At 72.3% G+C, this 15693-nt stretch carries 14 protein-coding genes; 9 read left to right on the forward strand and 5 right to left on the reverse strand.

From position 1 onward, the window contains the following. Positions 1 to 120 precede the first annotated feature (120 nt). Together Scani_RS25090 and Scani_RS25095 are read left to right on the forward strand one after the other, a co-directional pair. Positions 121 to 1398 (forward strand): exo-beta-N-acetylmuramidase NamZ family protein, encoded by a 1278-nt coding sequence (locus Scani_RS25090; RefSeq protein WP_159480094.1) that lies wholly within the window; start codon positions 121 to 123, stop codon positions 1396 to 1398. Positions 1399 to 1472: 74 nt separating this feature from the next. Next, the gene (locus Scani_RS25095; protein ID WP_246296150.1) at positions 1473 to 2807 is read left to right on the forward strand and encodes an MFS transporter; all 1335 of its coding nucleotides are present in this window, start codon (positions 1473 to 1475) and stop codon (positions 2805 to 2807) included. Positions 2808 to 2828: 21 nt separating this feature from the next. Here the strand turns inward: Scani_RS25095 and Scani_RS25100 are convergent, their stop codons facing one another. Together Scani_RS25100 and Scani_RS25105 are read right to left on the reverse strand one after the other, a co-directional pair. Further along, a complete protein-coding gene (locus tag Scani_RS25100; RefSeq protein ID WP_159480095.1) occupies positions 2829 to 3851 on the reverse strand; it encodes a LysR family transcriptional regulator in 1023 nt (340 codons plus the stop codon). Positions 3852 to 4085: 234 nt separating this feature from the next. Then, complete coding sequence (locus tag Scani_RS25105; protein WP_159480096.1) at positions 4086 to 6911, reverse strand: penicillin acylase family protein; 2826 nt, start codon at positions 6909 to 6911, stop codon at positions 4086 to 4088. 257 nt (positions 6912 to 7168) lie between these two features. Here Scani_RS25105 and Scani_RS25110 point away from each other — a divergent pair, with 257 nt between their 5' ends. From Scani_RS25110 to Scani_RS25125, 5 genes are all read left to right on the forward strand, one after another. Further along, entirely contained in the window at positions 7169 to 7783 is a 615-nt protein-coding gene (locus tag Scani_RS25110) for a hypothetical protein (protein WP_159480097.1), read from the forward strand. Positions 7784 to 7872: 89 nt separating this feature from the next. Continuing rightward, positions 7873 to 8601, forward strand: a complete 729-nt coding sequence (locus Scani_RS25115) for a 3-keto-5-aminohexanoate cleavage protein (RefSeq protein ID WP_159480098.1) — start codon at positions 7873 to 7875, stop codon at positions 8599 to 8601. Positions 8602 to 8623: 22 nt separating this feature from the next. Then, positions 8624 to 10003 (forward strand): OFA family MFS transporter, encoded by a 1380-nt coding sequence (locus Scani_RS25120; RefSeq protein WP_159480099.1) that lies wholly within the window; start codon positions 8624 to 8626, stop codon positions 10001 to 10003. Continuing rightward, complete coding sequence (locus Scani_RS42375; RefSeq protein ID WP_413084796.1) at positions 10000 to 10113, forward strand: MFS transporter small subunit; 114 nt, start codon at positions 10000 to 10002, stop codon at positions 10111 to 10113. Before Scani_RS25120 ends, Scani_RS42375 begins: the two co-directional genes overlap by 4 nt. Before the next feature lie 93 nt (positions 10114 to 10206). Beyond that, entirely contained in the window at positions 10207 to 11649 is a 1443-nt protein-coding gene (locus Scani_RS25125) for an amidase (protein WP_159480100.1), read from the forward strand. 51 nt (positions 11650 to 11700) lie between these two features. Here Scani_RS25125 and soxR read toward each other — a convergent pair whose 3' ends face one another. Continuing rightward, the gene (gene soxR, locus Scani_RS25130) at positions 11701 to 12267 is read right to left on the reverse strand and encodes a redox-sensitive transcriptional activator SoxR (protein WP_159480101.1); all 567 of its coding nucleotides are present in this window, start codon (positions 12265 to 12267) and stop codon (positions 11701 to 11703) included. A 189-nt stretch (positions 12268 to 12456) separates the two neighbouring features. On the opposite strand from soxR, the gene Scani_RS25135 reads away from it, so the two are divergent. Beyond that, the gene (locus Scani_RS25135; RefSeq protein WP_129297156.1) at positions 12457 to 12918 is read left to right on the forward strand and encodes a MaoC family dehydratase; all 462 of its coding nucleotides are present in this window, start codon (positions 12457 to 12459) and stop codon (positions 12916 to 12918) included. Between the two features lie 60 nt (positions 12919 to 12978). Here the strand turns inward: Scani_RS25135 and Scani_RS25140 are convergent, their stop codons facing one another. Both Scani_RS25140 and Scani_RS25145 read right to left on the reverse strand, forming a co-directional pair. Continuing rightward, complete coding sequence (locus Scani_RS25140) at positions 12979 to 13650, reverse strand: TetR/AcrR family transcriptional regulator (protein ID WP_159480102.1); 672 nt, start codon at positions 13648 to 13650, stop codon at positions 12979 to 12981. A gap of 122 nt (positions 13651 to 13772) precedes the next feature. Continuing rightward, a complete protein-coding gene (locus Scani_RS25145) occupies positions 13773 to 14924 on the reverse strand; it encodes an acyl-CoA dehydrogenase family protein (RefSeq protein ID WP_159480103.1) in 1152 nt (383 codons plus the stop codon). 74 nt (positions 14925 to 14998) lie between these two features. Here Scani_RS25145 and Scani_RS25150 point away from each other — a divergent pair, with 74 nt between their 5' ends. After that, positions 14999 to 15646 (forward strand): TetR/AcrR family transcriptional regulator, encoded by a 648-nt coding sequence (locus Scani_RS25150; RefSeq protein ID WP_159480104.1) that lies wholly within the window; start codon positions 14999 to 15001, stop codon positions 15644 to 15646. Positions 15647 to 15693 lie beyond the last annotated feature (47 nt).

The raw sequence follows: 15693 nt of genomic DNA on the forward strand, positions 1-15693 counted from the left end.
CGGTATGTCCCGGCGGAAGAGTCCCTGCCGTACCGGCCGGGTCCGTTCCGCCCCGCCGCCGCGCGCGTTAGCGTGCGCACGACACGTACCGCTCGGTTCCCCGATCACGGAGGTGTGCGGATGGCTCTGTCGAGACGCGTTCTGCTCGGACGGCTGGCGGCGACCGGAGCGGCCGGTGCGGCACTGGCCGCGGGCGCGGGGCCCGCGCAGGCGGCGCCGCCTGCGCACGGCGGCGGGCGGCGGGTGCACACCGGCTTCGACCGGCTGTCCGCCGACGGCTACCGGCTCCTGGACGGCCGCACGGCCGGCATCGTCACCAACCCCACCGGCGTCACCCACGACCTGCGGCACATCGTGGATGTGATGCACGCCGACGACCGGGTGCGGCTGACCGCCGTCTTCGGCCCCGAGCACGGCTTCCGCGGCACCGCGCAGGCCGGCGGTTCCGAGGGCCGCTACGACGATCCGGCCACCGGCCTGCCGGTCTACGACACCTACAACAAGAGCGGCAAGGCACTGGCCGACATCTTCGGCGCCTCCGGTGTGGACACCGTCGTCTTCGACATCCAGGACGTCGGCGCGCGCTTCTACACCTACATCTGGACGCTGTACGACTGCATGGTGGCGGCGGCGCTGGCCGGCAAGCGCTTCCTGGTCCTCGACCGGCCTAATCCGGTCACCGGCCGGTCGGCCACCGGCCCGGTGCTCGACAAGGCCTACGCCTCGTTCGTCGGCCGGGAGCCGATCGCGCAGGCGCACGGGATGACGGTGGCGGAGCTGGCGCTGCTGTTCAACGGCGAGTTCGTGCCGCAGGCGGCCGGGCGCCCGGTGGAACTGGCGACCGCCTTGATGACCGGCTGGCGGCGCACCGACTTCTTCGACGCCACCGGGCTGCCCTGGGTGCCGCCGAGCCCCAACGTGCCCACGCCCGACACCGCCCTCGTCTACTCCGGCACCTGCCTCTTCGAGGGCACCAACCTCTCCGAGGGGCGGGGCACCACCCGGCCCTTCGAACTGCTGGGCGCGGACGGCATCGACCACCGATGGGCCGCAGCCGCCACCGAACTGGACCTGCCCGGAGTCCACTTCAGGGAGGCCTACTTCGCGCCCACCTTCTCCAAGTTCCAGGGCAAGACGGTCGGCGGCGTCCAACTGCACGTCCACGACCGCGAGGCGTTCGACCCGGTACGCACCGGCATCGGCCTCCTGGTGACCGCGAAACGGGTCTGGGGCGGCTTCGCCTGGCGGCCGGACAACGGCATCGACCGGCTGACCGGCTCGTCGACCGTACGGAAGATGATCGACGCGGGCGCGGGGACGGACGAGATCGTCGCCGCCTGGCGGGAGAACCTCACCCGCTTCCGCGCACTGCGGCGGCGGTATCTGCGCTATCCGTAAGGGCGTTGGGCCGGCTGCGGTCCGGGCCCGTTGCGCTCTTGACCGGCCGCTCCGCCGGGCCGGAAAGTGCGCTGGTGAGCAGCGACGCGACAGCAGCACAGGGATCAGCGGACGCTCCGCCGAGGACGGCGGAGGAAACCGGCGGCGGTGAGAGCCTGCGCCGGGTGGCGCTGGCCTCGTTCATCGGGACGGCCATCGAGTTCTACGACTTCTACATCTACGGGACGGCCGCCGCGCTCGTCCTCGACCATGCGTTCTTCCCGACGCTCGACCCGGTCAACGCCACCCTCGCGTCCTTCTCCACCTACGCGGTGGCGTTCGCCGCGCGGCCGCTGGGCTCGGTGCTCTTCGGCCACTTCGGCGACCGGGTGGGCCGCAAGTCCGTCCTGGTCGTCTCGCTGCTGCTGATGGGGCTCTCGACGGCGTGCGTCGGGCTGCTCCCTGGCTACGGCACCTGGGGCGTCTGGGCCCCGCTGCTGCTGATCGCGCTGCGCTTCCTGCAGGGCATCGGCCTGGGCGGCGAGTGGGGCGGGGCCGCACTGCTCGCGGTCGAGCATGCGCCGCGCCACCGCCGCGGGCTGTACGCGGCCTTCCCCCAACTCGGCCCGTCCGTGGGGTTCTTCGCGGCGACCGGCGTGTTCTGGCTGCTGTCGTCCGTGCTCGATGATGCGGCGTTCAGCTCCTGGGGCTGGCGGGTGCCGTTCCTGCTGTCGTTCCTGCTGGTCGGCGTGGGGCTGTTCGTACGGCTGAAGATCAGCGAAACGCCGGTGTTCGCGAAGGTGCGGGACGCCCAGGAGGCCAGCAAGATCCCCGCCGTCGAGGTGCTGCGCCGTCATCCGCGCGAACTCCTGCTGGGCGCGGGCGGCATGGTCGTCGCGTACGGCCTGTTCTACACCGCGACGACCTACTGCCTGGCCTACGCCACCGGCACCCTCGGCATCTCCCGCAACACCATGCTCGGGCTCTCCCTCGTCGCCTGCCTCTTCCTGGCCGCCGGCACCTGGCTCGCCGCCACCCGCTCCGACGGCGCCGGACGCCGCAGGCTGATCCTCGCCGGGAGCGCCCTCGCGGCGGTGTGGGGCCTGCTCCTCTTCCCGCTGCTGGACACCGGGCAGCCGGTGCTGATCGCCCTCGGCATCGGCGGCGCGCTGTTCTGCATGGGGGTGGTGTACGGCCCGATGGGCGCCTACCTGCCGGAGCTGTTCGGCGCGCGGGTGCGGTACTCGGGCGCCTCGCTGGCCTACAACCTGGGCGGCGTCCTCGGCGGCGCGGTGGCTCCGCTGGTCGCCACCCGGCTCCAGTCGGCGTACGGGTCGGCCTCGGTGGGCTGGTACGTCAGCGCGATGGCGGTCGTCTCGCTGCTGTGCGTGCTGGCGCTGCCGGAGACCCGGGAGCGGGACCTGGTCTGAGCCGCCGGTGGCGCCGGCGGCTCAGGAGCTCAGCCACCACCGCCCGCTCTCCCTGGACAGCGCGTCCCACAGGAGGTTGAGGGGGTGGCCGGGGGTGTAGGAGTCCCGCTCGCCGCGGCGGGTGAAGACGCCGACCAGCACCTCGGTCCGGGGGCCCACCTCCCCGACGATCTCCAGGGTGCGCAGTCCGCCGGCCTCCGGGAGGCGGCCGTCCGCGGCGGCCTCCCCGATGCCCCGGGTGACCAGCATCGCCCCGCTCACCACGCCCGACCGCAGCAGTTCGAAGCCGTAGTGCGCGGCCTCGATCTCGGCCGCCACGGACAGCTTGTGCCGGAAGTCGGGGCCGTACCAGGAGGTCAGGAAGCGGCCGATCAGGCCGCCCGCCGAGATGACCAGCGGCAGCCGGGGCAGGTCGCGGGCGCCGAAGGAGGTGCCGGAGAGCCGTTCCGGCGGCAGATTCGTCAGCAGGGACAGCCCGCTGCGCCGCCACTCCATCACCTCGTACGGAGCCAGCAATTCCGATTCCTCGCCCTCGGTGACCACGACGCTGCCGCAGACCAGGTCGAGTTCCTTGGAGCGCAGCTTGGTGAAGAGGTCGCCGGTGCGGACGTGGGTGACTTTCAGATCGACGTCGTCGCGCTCATAGTCCTCCGTGACGCGTTCCACCGCGTCCAGCAGAAAGCCGAGGGTGTAGCGGGTGGTGCCGACGGAGAGCGTCCGGCCGAGCCGGCGGCGGGCGTCGCGCACCCCGTCCGACCACTCCCCCAGCGTCCGCCGCGCCAGATCGACCAGCGCCTCGCCGGTCGCGGTGAACAGGGCGTCCCTCCCCCGTCCCTGCTTGAGGACCAGCTCCTCGCCGCACAGGGCGGCGAAGGTGCGGTTCATGGTGTCCAGCTGCTTCTGCACACTGGACTGTTCGCGGCCCAGCCGTCGCGCGGCGCCCAGCGCGGTGCCCGCCTCGTGGACGACGATCAGCGTGCGCAGCTGATCCATGGTGGTATCCAGCAGCTCTGTCGGGTACTGCTGCGGACCTGACAAGGCCATGCCTCGCTTTCCCCTCCCGTGGAGTTCAGAACCCTGCAGCATAACCCCCGTGAATAGCCCGCCCGGGAGCAGCCGGGGCCCTTCGGGGATTTACTCCGGAATGCGCCGCATTCGTTCGCGCTCTTCGCGAAAGGGCCCGCCCCGCACGGAATTTACGCCTCCGGAAAAGCCAGCACACAGGCCCCGGGCGTGCGCCCGGGGCCTGCTGAGGGTGCGTCCGCTCTGCCGGTGCCGCTATCGGTGTGCCGGGAATTCCACGACCTGCTGATAGGTCGGCCGGTTCTGCCAGCTGATGGTGTCGTGGGTCAGACCGCCCACCGCGCGGTGGATGATCGCGTCCGAGCACCACTGGTCACCGGCCTTGCAGCTGTCGTCGCCGGGGTAGACCTGCTCGGCCGTCTTCCCGGTCGCCTGCTGGAGCGTGGCCAGCAAGGTGTCGCGGCAGGCCGCGAGTTCACCGTTGCCGCAGTACGGCTGCGCGAGCGGCCCGGCCACCTTGTCGCCGAGCACCGACCGCAGGTCCTTGTCCGCGTAGCTCCACCAGCCGTACTGGAACGCCGATCCGGCGTGCGCCCCGGTCGGGCCGTGGTCGGCGGACGGGGATTCGTCGATGCCGAGGTTGGCCCGCAGTGCGTCGTAGAGGTCGCCGCCCAGTCCGGGCTTGAAGACCGCCTCGACCATCAGCGGCCACCAGGCATCCATCAGACGGACCGCGTCGGGGTGGGTGTAGGTGTGCGAACCGGCGGCGGTCTCCTTCCGCTGGGCGCCGTCCTTGCGCCAGGCCTCCAGCTGCTGGACCGCGGTCTTCAGCTTCGGGTCGGTGACCGGCTTGCTGCCCAGGACCCGCAGGAGTTCGGGCAGCACGTCCTCGCCGCGCAGGTCGGTGACGGCGGCCTCCCCCATGGCACGGGTCAGCGACGCCCGGGTCACCCCGCCGGCCTCGGTCAGGGCGCGCACCCGGTCGTCCAGCAGATTGCCGCGGTGCACCGACCCGTTGCCGAAGCCGGCCGAGTCGTAGTCCTTGGCCTGCTTGTTGTTCCAGGAGATGTAGTAGTCCTGGCCGACGGACTGCGGATGCTGGGCGGGCGGGGTGTAGTCGGTGGTGTTGGTGGCCGGGTCGTAGCCCTTCCACTCGTAGGCGTCCTCCGCCTTGATCGGCAGGGACGGATCGACGTCGGGGTTGCGGACCGGGTTGAGGCCGCTGTTGTAGTACGCGACGTCGCGGGAGTCGGCGTAGAACCAGTTGAAGGCGTAGCCGATGTGCCCCGCCGCCTGCTGGAACGTCGTGGCGTCGCGCACGTAGGACGGGTCGTTGAACATCTGGAAGCCGATGATCGAGTCGGCCTCGTGGCGGTAGGTGGAGCGCTGCGCGGTATAGGCAACGGGCTTGCCGTCGACGGTGGCGCGGTGGGTGACGGTCCCGTACTTCGTCCGGAAGACCTGCATCCGGTACGAGCCGGCCGCCGTGGGGTCGGCGACGGTGGGCTTCCAGGAGTTGGTGCGCTCCAGCTTCTCCATGGGAACGCAGGCACCGCGGTAGCGGTAGGAGGCGGAGTCCTTGGTGGGCGCGGAGCCGTCCGCGTTGCACAGCTCGACGGCGTAGGTGTCGGTGATGTCCTGGCCGGCGGAGGTGGCGCTCCAGGAGTAGTCCTGGCCGCGGCCGAGCTGGACGTACATCCCGACGCCCGCGAAGGAGGCGCCGCGGGCGCTGATGCCGGGCCCCTGGATCTCCTGGAGCATCAGCAGCTGGGGCGCGAAGTAGCCGGTCTGCGGGCCGAAGACGGCGACGGGGTGGCCGCTCGCGGTGTGCTTGCCGGACACCAGCAGGGCGTTGGACATCCCGCGGTGCTGGGTGGGGTCGAAGCTCCCCTTGGGCAGCACCCCGTCCTTGAAGAGGCCTTCCAGCTTCTTGTACTTCTTGGGCGCCTTGACCGGGTCGCGCGGCGGCGTCCCGCTCTTGACGGTGGCCGCGCCGGTGCGGTCGAAGACCAGCGGCTCGGGGGTGACCGAGCCGCGGTCGGGCAGCGCGGTGCCCTTGGCCTTGGCCGGCTTGACCGCGTACGGGAAGCTGCTGCCGTCGTGCAGGGTCTTGGCGGCCTCGGGGTCGTTGCGCTCCCGGAAGGACTCCCAGACCTCGGTGCCCTTCTCGACGCCGTACTTCTGCTGGGCGGAGAGCAGCGCGAGCGCCGAGGGGACCTCGCCGCCTCCGCCGTTGCCGAAGAGGCCGCCGACGACGGAGGCGAGGGCTATCAGGTCGGTGAGCTTGAAGGGCTGGATCTCACCGGCGTTGGTGATCGCGTCGACATGACCGGTGAGGACGTACTCACCGGGGAAGTAGCGTCCGTTCTTGGCCTGTTCGCGGTAGGCGTTGATGCCGTCGACATAGGCCTGGGCGTCTTCCATGGCCAGCTTGCCGCGCTCGCCGTTGTGGTCCTTGATGTAGTCGACCTGCTGTTGCAGGTCCTCCTCGGTGTACGGCGCCTGCGGCCAGAACTGCTGCTCCAGGCCCTGGTTGGCGAGCGCGCCGCCGGCGAAGGAGGTCAGTTCGCCGCGGCCGATGTGGCGGAAGAGGTCCATCAGCCAGAGCCGGTCCTGGCCCGCGGCGTAGCCGGCGCCGTATTCGGTGCCGTAGCGGGTGGTGCCCTTGATGTGCGGCACCCCGGTCTTCTTGTCCCGGGTGATGGTCACGTCGCTGCGGGGCGTGCTGACCTTGCCGACCTGGTCCTGGGGGACGCCGAAGGAGGCGTCGTTGAAGAAGTGGCTGAGGGTGTCGTCGGTGAGCGACTGGTACCCGCTCGCCATCGCGCCGTACGGGCCGAGCTGGTCGGTGGAGTGCTCGGGGTGGGTGCCGAACAGCTTGTTGCCGAGAATCTCCACCAAGGTGGCGTTGCCGGTGGCGCCGGGCGGCAGGATGTCGGCGCACTGGCCCTGGCAGTAGTCGTGGGCGTCGTCGGGTGCGGAGGCCGCGGCCGCGGTGGGGGGCGGTGCCAAGAGCGTGGCACCCAAGGCGAACAGGGCCGCCGCGGCGGCGGTCCTGAGCCTTCCGGTACGTCGTCGCATTCCTGCTCCTCGGTGGGGGTCCCCCCTGCTCGTCACGAGCTCGGGGAAGGGTGGGCGGGACGTTACCGGCGGTTATCCCCGGCCGGAAGATGAACAACAGTCAACTTTTGCTCTTCCGGCGGAGATTCTTCGGACGAGGCTCCGGTTCCCCGGCCCACGACCCCGAAAAAACCGCAAGAAAGTTCGATGGATCCAGTCGGTGATCGGTTACGTCCCATCCCCGTTCAGTCGGATCCTCCCCACGGAGGTGGGATGAAATGGCCGGTTTCAGAGCCCTCGCAGAACAGGTCCGCAATCCACGACTCGTCGCGGCCCAGCGGCGCACCGCCCTGCGCAAGTGCCTTGAACGCTTCGCCCCTTACGGGCACCGGGCGACCTGGCACCATCTGTGCACCCGGGCCGGTATCGCCACTCAGGACCGCGACCCCGATCCGGAGCGGCTGGTGGCCGCGCTCGCCGAGCTGGAAGAGGCCCGCACCCTCTGGCTCGCGTACGAGGAAGAGTTCGCCGCCCGGCGCCGCAAGGAGAAGCACGACGGCATCCGCCAGCCCGGAGCGCTCGACGAATGGCACCGTCGGACCTGGGGCGGCTGCGACATCGTGCCGTGCGAGTCACCCCAACGGCATCCCGCGGCCCGCCTCGCGGTGGTGCTGCGCCGCATGATCGTGGCGATGGAGACGGGGCTGCCGCGCCGCGACTGCCCGGTGTGCGGCGGCACCCGCTTCGTCTGGCTCCCGGAGTCGGTGGACGCTGCGGCACCCGGACCGGCCTGCCGGCAGTGCGGGGTGCTGGCCCCGCTGTCCGTGCTGACGCACGAGGCGCTGAGCACGGCGGGCCGGGTTCACGGGGCGGGGGCGTTCGCGGCGGCCTGACCGGCGCCGGGGAGCGGCCGGGCGCCACCGCGCCCCCGGAGCGCCACAGGCCCTGGGGCACTGTCGGCCCCTCCTGTCATCATCGGGGCATGCTGCAGGTCTGTCTCAACGGCCCCCGGACGGCGGCCGATTCCGCGGCGGTGCCGATGTCACCGGCCGCCCTCGCCGAGGCCGCTCGGCAGGCGGTGGCGGCCGGTGCCGAGGAGGTCCATGTCCATCCCAAGACCCCGTGCGGCCGGGATTCGCTCGCGCCGCGCGTGGTGGCCGCCGCCCTGGAGGCCGTCCGGGCGGCGGTGGACGTACCGGTCGGGGTGACGACCGGCGCCTGGGCCGAGCCGGATCCCGCGCGCCGGGCGGAGCGGATCGGATCGTGGCCGGTGCTGCCCGACCACGCCTCGGTGAACTGGCACGAGCCGGGTGCCGAGCGTGTCGCCGCGGCCCTGCTGGAGCGGGGCATCGGCGTCGAGGCCGGTCTCTGGTCGGGCACCGACGGCGTGGAGTCGTTCGCCCGCTCACCGCTCGCGGCCCGGGTGCTGCGGGTGCTGGCCGAGGTGACCGACACCGACGCCGGGACCGCGCCGGCCACCGCCCGCGCCCTGCTGACCGCCGTGGCCGGCGCCGCGCCCGGCCGTCCCGTGCTCCTGCACGGCCAGGACGGCGGCGCCTGGCCGGTGCTGCGGCTGGCCGGCGCCCTGGGCCTGGCCACCCGGATCGGCATCGAGGACACCCTGCTGCTGCCCGACGGCAGGCCGGCCGCCTCCAACGCCCAACTGGTCGCCGCCGCAACGGCTTCGGCCCGTGGTCTTCCGGGACGGTGAGGCGCGGGGTACGTTCCGCCGCATGCGCGCGCTCGCCCGATCCCGCACCGCCGCCCCGCCGGGATGGAGCCGATGGCTCGTCCCGCCCGCCGCCCTGTCCATCCACCTCGCCATCGGACAGGCCTACGCCTGGAGCGTGTTCAAACCGCCCCTGGAGTCCTCCCTCCAGCTGTCCGGGACGGCCTCCGCGCTCCCCTTCCAGCTCGCCATCGTGATGCTGGGCCTGTCCGCCGCGTTCGGCGGCACGCTCGTCGAACGCCACGGTCCCCGCTGGGCGATGTGCGTGTCCACGGTCTGCTTCGCCGCCGGATTCCTGGTCGCCGCCCTCGGCGCGGCCACCGGCCGGTACGCGCTGGTCGTCCTCGGCTACGGCTTCCTGGGCGGCATCGGCCTGGGCATCGGCTACATCTCCCCGGTCTCCACCCTCATCAAGTGGTTCCCCGACCGTCCCGGGATGGCCACCGGCATCGCCATCATGGGCTTCGGCGGGGGCGCGCTGATCGCCTCCCCGTGGTCCACCCGGCTCCTCGGCTCGCTCGGCTCGGACACCTCCGGCATCGCGGGGACCTTCCTGGTCATGGGCCTGGTCTACGCCGTCTTCATGGCCCTCGGGGTGCTGCTGGTGCGGGTCCCCGCCGACGACTGGCGGCCGTCCGCCGCACCGCCCGCGGGCGCCTCGGCGGCCCGCCCGCTCGTCACCACCGCGCAGGTCTCGGCCCGCAGTGCGCTGCGCACCCCGCAGTTCTGGTGCCTGTGGGTCGTCCTCTGCATGAATGTCACGGCGGGCATCGGCATCCTGGAGAAGGCCGCCCCGATGATCTCCGACTTCTTCGCGCACACTTCGGCGCCGGTGAGCGCCCCGGCGGCGGCCGGGTTCGTCGGCATGCTCTCGCTGGCCAACATGCTCGGCCGGATCGGCTGGTCCTCCGCCTCCGACCTGGTCGGCCGCAAGAACATCTACCGTCTCTACCTCGGCGCCGGCGCCCTGATGTATCTGCTGATCGCGCTGGCCGGCGACTCCTCCAAGCCGCTGTTCATCGCCTGTGCGATGGTGATCCTCTCGTTCTACGGCGGCGGATTCGCCACCGTCCCGGCGTATTTGAAGGACCTGTTCGGCAGCTATCAGGTGGGCGCCATCCACGGCCGGCTCCTGACGGCCTGGTCCACCGCCGGCGTCCTGGGCCCGCTGATCGTCAACGCCATCGCCGACGGCGAGAAGTCCGCCGGCCGCAGCGGCCCCGACCTCTACACCACCTCGTTCTTCATCATGATCGGCCTGCTGGTGGTGGGCTTCGTCGCCAACGAACTGGTCCGCCCCGTGCACCCCCGCCACCACCAACCACCGTCAGCGGGCGCGCAGTTGGCGCACGAGCCCGCCGCCCCGAAGGGAGCCGGACAGTGACCGGCCGCCGCGCCCTCCTGTTCGTCGTCGTCTGGCTGTGGGTGGGCATCCCGTTCCTATATGGCCTTTACGAGCTGGCCCTCAAACTGAAACAACTGTTCACGGGCTGACCCCCGCACCGGCATCGCGCCCGGCCGGCGGCGGCCCCTCTGCCGGTACGGCACCAGGGCCGCGCCGGCAGCCTTAGGAGAGGGTGGACGTCCATGGCCGAACTGCACGATCTGACCGCGCTCGAACAGGCCGAGGGAATCCGGTCGGGTGAGCTCTCCCCCGTGGAACTCACCGAGCACTACCTGACGCGGATCGAGCGGCTCGACGACACACTCGGCGCTTTCCTCACCCGTACCCCCGAGATAGCCCGCAAGCAGGCCTCGGACGCCGAGAGCGAGGCCACCGCGGCCCGCCGCGAGGGCCGCTCGCTCCCGCCGCTGCACGGCGTCCCCGTCCCCGTGAAGGACCTCAACCAGGTCGCCGGGGTGCGCTGCACGATGGGCTCCCGGGCGCTGGCCGAGCATGTGCCCACCGTCGACGACCATGTCGTCCACAAGCTGCGGGCCGGCGGCACGATCCTGCTCGGCAAGACCAACACCCCCGAATTCGGGCTGCCCTGCTACACCGAGAACGGCCTGGCACCGCCCGCCCGCACCCCGTGGGACCCGACGCGCTCGGCGGGCGGCTCCAGCGGCGGGGCGGGCGCCGCCGTGGCCGGCGGTCTGGCACCGGTCGCGCACGCCAGCGACGGCGGCGGTTCGATCCGCATCCCGGCCTCCGTCTGCGGCCTGTTCGGCATCAAGCCCAGCCGCGGCCGGGTCAGCGGCGGTCCGCTGCTCCACGACGTCTCGGGCCTGGCCACCTCGGGCCCGCTGGCCCGTACGGTCGCCGACGCGGCCACCCTGCTGGACGTCATGGCGGGCGCGATGCCCGGCGATCCGTACGCGGCGCCGGAACTGCCGCCCGGGGAGACCTTCGCCGCGCACGCCCGCCGCGACCCGGGGCGGCTGCGGATCGCCTGCCTCACCGACGCGCCCGTCCCCGGGGTCGAGGTCCACCCCGACTGCCGCACCGCCACCACCGACACCGCCGCGCTGCTGACCGGACTCGGCCACGACGTGGAGGAACTGTCCCTGCCCACCGACGAGGGCCTCCTCCACGCCTTCACCCGCGTCTGGTCGGTGCTGGCCGCGAACCGCCCGCTGCCGCCGGAGGGCGAGGAGCTGCTGATGCCGCTCACCCGCTACCTGCGCGCCCGTGGCGCCGAGGTCTCCGGTACGGACTTCACGCGCGCGATGTACGCGTTCCGGATTCTCGCCCAGTCCCTCGCGGACGGCCTGATGCCGCCGGGCACCGGCTATGACGTGATCCTCTCGCCGACGGTGGCCGCGCCCCCGGTCCCGGTCGGCGCGCTGCGCCACGACGCCGATCCCCAGGCCGAGTTCTCCGCCATCGGCGCCTTCACGCCGTTCACCGCGCTCTACAACGCCACGGGCCAGCCCGCGGTGAGCGTCCCGCTCCAGTGGAACGCCGAGGGGCTGCCGATCGGCGTGATGCTGGCCGGGCGGTACGGCGACGAGGCCACCTTGATCGCGCTGTCGGCGCAGCTGGAGCAGGCCCGTCCGTGGGCGGGCCGCACCCCGTCCATGTGGTGACACGAGCCGGATTCCGTGCGTCCGCCCTCGCGGGGGCGGACGCACGGCCGCTCAGGGCTCGTCCGTGCAGCACTCCTGCGGGTCCCGCCCGCCGTGCGGCACCGCCGTGTGCCGCTGGTCGCCGCCGGCCCGCTGCTGTGCCCCCTCCGGGTCCTTGGCACCGTGGTCGACCCGCAGCCGCCGGGCGCCCGGCCCCTGCTCGCCGAGGTTGTCGTACGGGTTGGACAGCGCGCACTTCTCCAGCGAGAGGCAGCCGCAGCCGATGCAGTCCGTCAACCGGTCGCGCAGCTCGACGAGTTGACTGATCCGCTCGTCCAGCTCGGAGCGCCAGACCTCGGAGAGCCGGGCCCAGTCGGCGCGGTTGGGCGTGCGTTCGTCGGGCAGCTCCGCCAGTGCGTCGCGGATCACCGCGAGCGGGATCCCCACCCGCTGCGCCGCCCGTACGAACGCGACCCGGCGCAGCGCGTCACGGGTGTAGCGCCGCTGGTTGCCCGCCGTCCGGGTGCTGCTGATGAGCCCCTTGGACTCGTAGAAGTGCAGCGCGGAGACCGCGGCGCCGCTGCGCGCGGAGAGCTGGCCGACGGTGAGCTCATGAACCTTGTACGGAAGCTGGGGCACGGTTCCACCCTAGGACGTGCCGCGTCCGGGCCTGCCGCCCGCCGGGACCGGTCGCCCGGTGTCCGCCCGCCGGGCCGGGCGTCCCCGGGCGTTGACAGCGGGCACCCCCACTCAGCATGCTGAGCAAGCGCTTAGTAAGCGTCGGCCGGTGCACAACAGCGGCGGACGGACCCCCGAGGAGGCGGACAAATGGCACAGCCCCGAGTGTTCGGATCGCTCGACGAACTGCGGGACGCAGTCGGTGAGGAGCTGGGCACCAGCGACTGGCTGGAGATCGACCAGAAGCGGATCGACCTGTTCGCGGAGGCCACCGGCGATCACCAGTGGATCCATGTGGACCAGGAGAAGGCCGCGGCCGGCCCCTTCGGCACCACCATCGCGCACGGCTATCTGACGCTCTCGCTGCTGCCCGCTTTCGTACCGCAGCTCATGCGGGTCGACAACGTGAAGATGGGCATCAACTACGGCACCAACAAGGTCCGTTTCCCCGCCACCGTCCCGGTCGGCTCACGACTGCGCGCCACCGCCAGGATCGCGGAGGTGACGGAGGTGCCCGGCGGCGTCCAGCTCGCCACGGTCGTGACCATCGAGCGCGAGGGCGGCGACAAGCCCGTCTGTGTCGCGGAGTCGGTCAGCCGCTTCTACCTGTAGCCGGGCGGCCGCCGGGCCGCGGGTCCCGGGACACCCGGGTCCCGGCGCCCGGCCCCTCCGTCAGCCGGGAGGCCGCTGCGCCTGCTCCTCGCGGGAGGCGGTCCGGTCCACCGGCGCGCCCACCATGCGCAGCACGAGGTCGGCATAGAGGGTGCCGACCTCGTCGGGCGTCCGCGGGCCCTCCGCCGTGAACCAGCGGGCGACGTCCACGCACAGCGACAGCACCGCGAGGGTGGTGCCCGGCACATCGTCGGCCTGGAACTCCCCGCTGTCCGCGCCGTCCTGGATGATCTGCCGCAGCAACCGGTCCGTCCGGCGGCGCAGACCGGTGATCTCGGTGTAGTGCTCGGGGCCCAGCGCCTGGAGCTCGTACTGGATGACCCGGGCGGTGGTGTGGTGCTCGGCGTGCCAGCGGGCGAAGGTGCGGACGGCGTCGCGAAGGCGCTCGGTGGCGCTGCCCTCGGCCTCGGCGGCGGCACCCATGATGCGCAGCGCCTTTTCGTGACCGATGCCGCTGATGCGGTAGAGCAGCTCTTCCTTGGTCTTGTAGTGGATGTAGAGGGCCGCCGGGCTCATCCCGGCCCGGCCCGCGATGTCCCGGGTGGTCGTGGCGTGGTAACCGCGCTCGGCGAACGCCTCGACGGCCGCGCTGACCAGGCGCCGTGCGGCATCCGGGGTCACCCCGGCCCACTCCTGGTTCTCCTCTTCGGCCCGCTCCGCCGCCGCACCCATCGCGTACCCCGCTCCTCGATCCGCCAGGGACCCTCCACTGACGGATCGAACACCATATCGCGCCGCTGAGCAAGCGCTTAGGCCCGGCGGGCAGGCGGACGGGCCGCCCCCGGAGGGGCCGGTCAGAAGGCGGAGACCCCGGTCAGCGCGCGGCCGATGACCAGCTTCTGTATCTGGCTGGTGCCCTCGTACAGCGTCATCACCCGGGCGTCCCGCAGCAGTTTGCCGACCGGGTACTCGTCGATGTAGCCGTAGCCGCCGAAGACCTGGAGGGCGTTGTTGGCGGCACGCACCGCGGCCTCGGAGGCGAACAGCTTGGCCTTCGACGCGGCGGTGGCGAACGGCTCGCCGCGCTCGATCAGATCGGCCACCCGCCAGGTCAGCAGGCGCGCGGCGTCCACGTCCACGGCGATATCGCTGATCAGCTCCTGCACCAGCTGGTGCCGGGCGAGCGGCTTGCCGAACTGCTCGCGCTCGCCCGCGTAGCCGACCGCGGCGTCCAGGGCGGCCCGGGCGATGCCCACACAGCCCGCCGCCACCGACATCCGGCCCTTGGCCAGCGCGGACATCGCGACCGAGAACCCCTTGCCCGCGGGCCCCAGCATGGCCGCGGCCGGGACCCGTACGCCGTTCAGGGCCAGCTCCGCGGTCGCCTGGCCGCGCAGTCCCAGCTTGCCGTGGATCTCGCGGCGCTCCAGGCCGGGACTGTCCGCCGGGACGAGGAAGGCGCTGATGCCCTGGTGTCCCGGGGCCTCCCCGGTGCGGGCGAAGAGCAGCACGACATCGGCCCAGGTGCCGTTGGTGATGAACATCTTGGCGCCGTCGATGACGTACTCGTCCCCGTCCCGGACCGCCCGGGTGGCGAGGCTTGCCGCGTCGGATCCGGTGCCCGGTTCGGTGAGACCGAAGCAGCCGACCGCCTCGCCGGAGGTGAGCCGGGGCAGCCAGGTCCGCTTCTGTTCCTCGTCGCCCCAGGAGGCGAGGGTCTTGGCCACCAGTCCCAGGGACACCGAGACGATGCCGCGCACCGCGGAGTCGGCGCGGCCCAGCTCCTCGGTGACCAGGACGTAGGAGAGGTGGTCGCCGCCGGAGCCGCCGTACTCCTCGGGGACGGTGAGCCCGAGGAAGCCGAGGTCGCCGAGCTTCTTCACGATGCCGCGGTCGACCGCTTCCGCACGGTCCCAGGCGGTGGCGTGCGGGGCGATCTCGCGGTCGGCGAAGTCCTTGGCGAGCTGCCGCACCGCGGTCTGCTCCGCGCTGAGCTCCAGATTCATCTCAGGCCCCTTGTGGACGAGAGCAGTTAATTAGCACTGCTAGTTTTCGTTGGGCAGCCTCTACTATGTGCGTCATGGCCCGACCCCGCAAGCCCCTGCTGAGCCGCGAGCGCATCGTCTCCACGGCGCTGGCGCTCATCGACTCCGAAGGGCTGCCGGCGCTCTCCACCCGGCGTCTGGCGGCGGAGCTGGGCGTGAGCGGGCCGTCCCTCTACAACCACTTCACGACCAAGGACGAGATCCTCGACGCGGTGGCCGACACGGTGATCGCCGAGGTCGACGTCTCGGGCTTCGGGACGGGCGCGGACTGGCGCGCCGGACTCCTCGACTGGGCCCGCTCCTACCGCGCGGCGCTCGCCGCGCACCCGCAGATCGTGCCGTTCCTCGCCCAGGGCCCCGGCCGCCGCCCCGCCGGGCTGAAAATGGCCGACGCGGCGTTCGGCGGGATGGTCGGGGCGGGCTGGCCGCCCGCCCAGGCCACCAGGGTCTGTGCGATGGTCCGTTACTTCGTGGCCGGGTCCGCGCTGGGCTCGTTCGCCCGCGGCTTCGTGGACGACCCGAGCGCCTACGACCCCGCCGACTACCCGCACCTGGGCCGGGCCCACCTTCTGGCGGAGCATCAGCGCCAGGTGGACGAGGGGGCGTTCGAGACCGGGCTGCGGGCGCTGGTGGACGGTCTGGCGCTGCAGCACCCGGAACTCCTGCCGCCTAAGGGCGGCTGACCGCCCCGCACAGCCCCCGGCGCACGGTCGGCCGCCGGGGAGCCGCC

The sequence above is a fragment of the Streptomyces caniferus genome, assembly GCF_009811555.1.
GTDB classification, from domain to species: Bacteria; Actinomycetota; Actinomycetes; order Streptomycetales; family Streptomycetaceae; genus Streptomyces; species Streptomyces caniferus.

Bases quoted from the DNA above. Each gene is read 5' to 3' on its own strand.
- Scani_RS25090 (WP_159480094.1), top strand. From the start codon at position 121: ATGGCTCTGTCGAGACGCGTTCTGCTCGGACGGCTGGCGGCGACCGGA.
- Scani_RS25100 (WP_159480095.1), bottom strand. From the start codon at position 3,851: ATGGCCTTGTCAGGTCCGCAGCAGTACCCGACAGAGCTGCTGGATACC.
- Scani_RS25105 (WP_159480096.1), bottom strand. From the start codon at position 6,911: ATGCGACGACGTACCGGAAGGCTCAGGACCGCCGCCGCGGCGGCCCTG.
- Scani_RS25110 (WP_159480097.1), top strand. From the start codon at position 7,169: ATGGCCGGTTTCAGAGCCCTCGCAGAACAGGTCCGCAATCCACGACTC.
- Scani_RS25115 (WP_159480098.1), top strand. From the start codon at position 7,873: ATGCTGCAGGTCTGTCTCAACGGCCCCCGGACGGCGGCCGATTCCGCG.
- Scani_RS25120 (WP_159480099.1), top strand. From the start codon at position 8,624: ATGCGCGCGCTCGCCCGATCCCGCACCGCCGCCCCGCCGGGATGGAGC.
- Scani_RS25125 (WP_159480100.1), top strand. From the start codon at position 10,207: ATGGCCGAACTGCACGATCTGACCGCGCTCGAACAGGCCGAGGGAATC.
- Scani_RS25135 (WP_129297156.1), top strand. From the start codon at position 12,457: ATGGCACAGCCCCGAGTGTTCGGATCGCTCGACGAACTGCGGGACGCA.
- Scani_RS25140 (WP_159480102.1), bottom strand. From the start codon at position 13,650: ATGGGTGCGGCGGCGGAGCGGGCCGAAGAGGAGAACCAGGAGTGGGCC.
- Scani_RS25145 (WP_159480103.1), bottom strand. From the start codon at position 14,924: ATGAATCTGGAGCTCAGCGCGGAGCAGACCGCGGTGCGGCAGCTCGCC.
- Scani_RS25150 (WP_159480104.1), top strand. From the start codon at position 14,999: ATGGCCCGACCCCGCAAGCCCCTGCTGAGCCGCGAGCGCATCGTCTCC.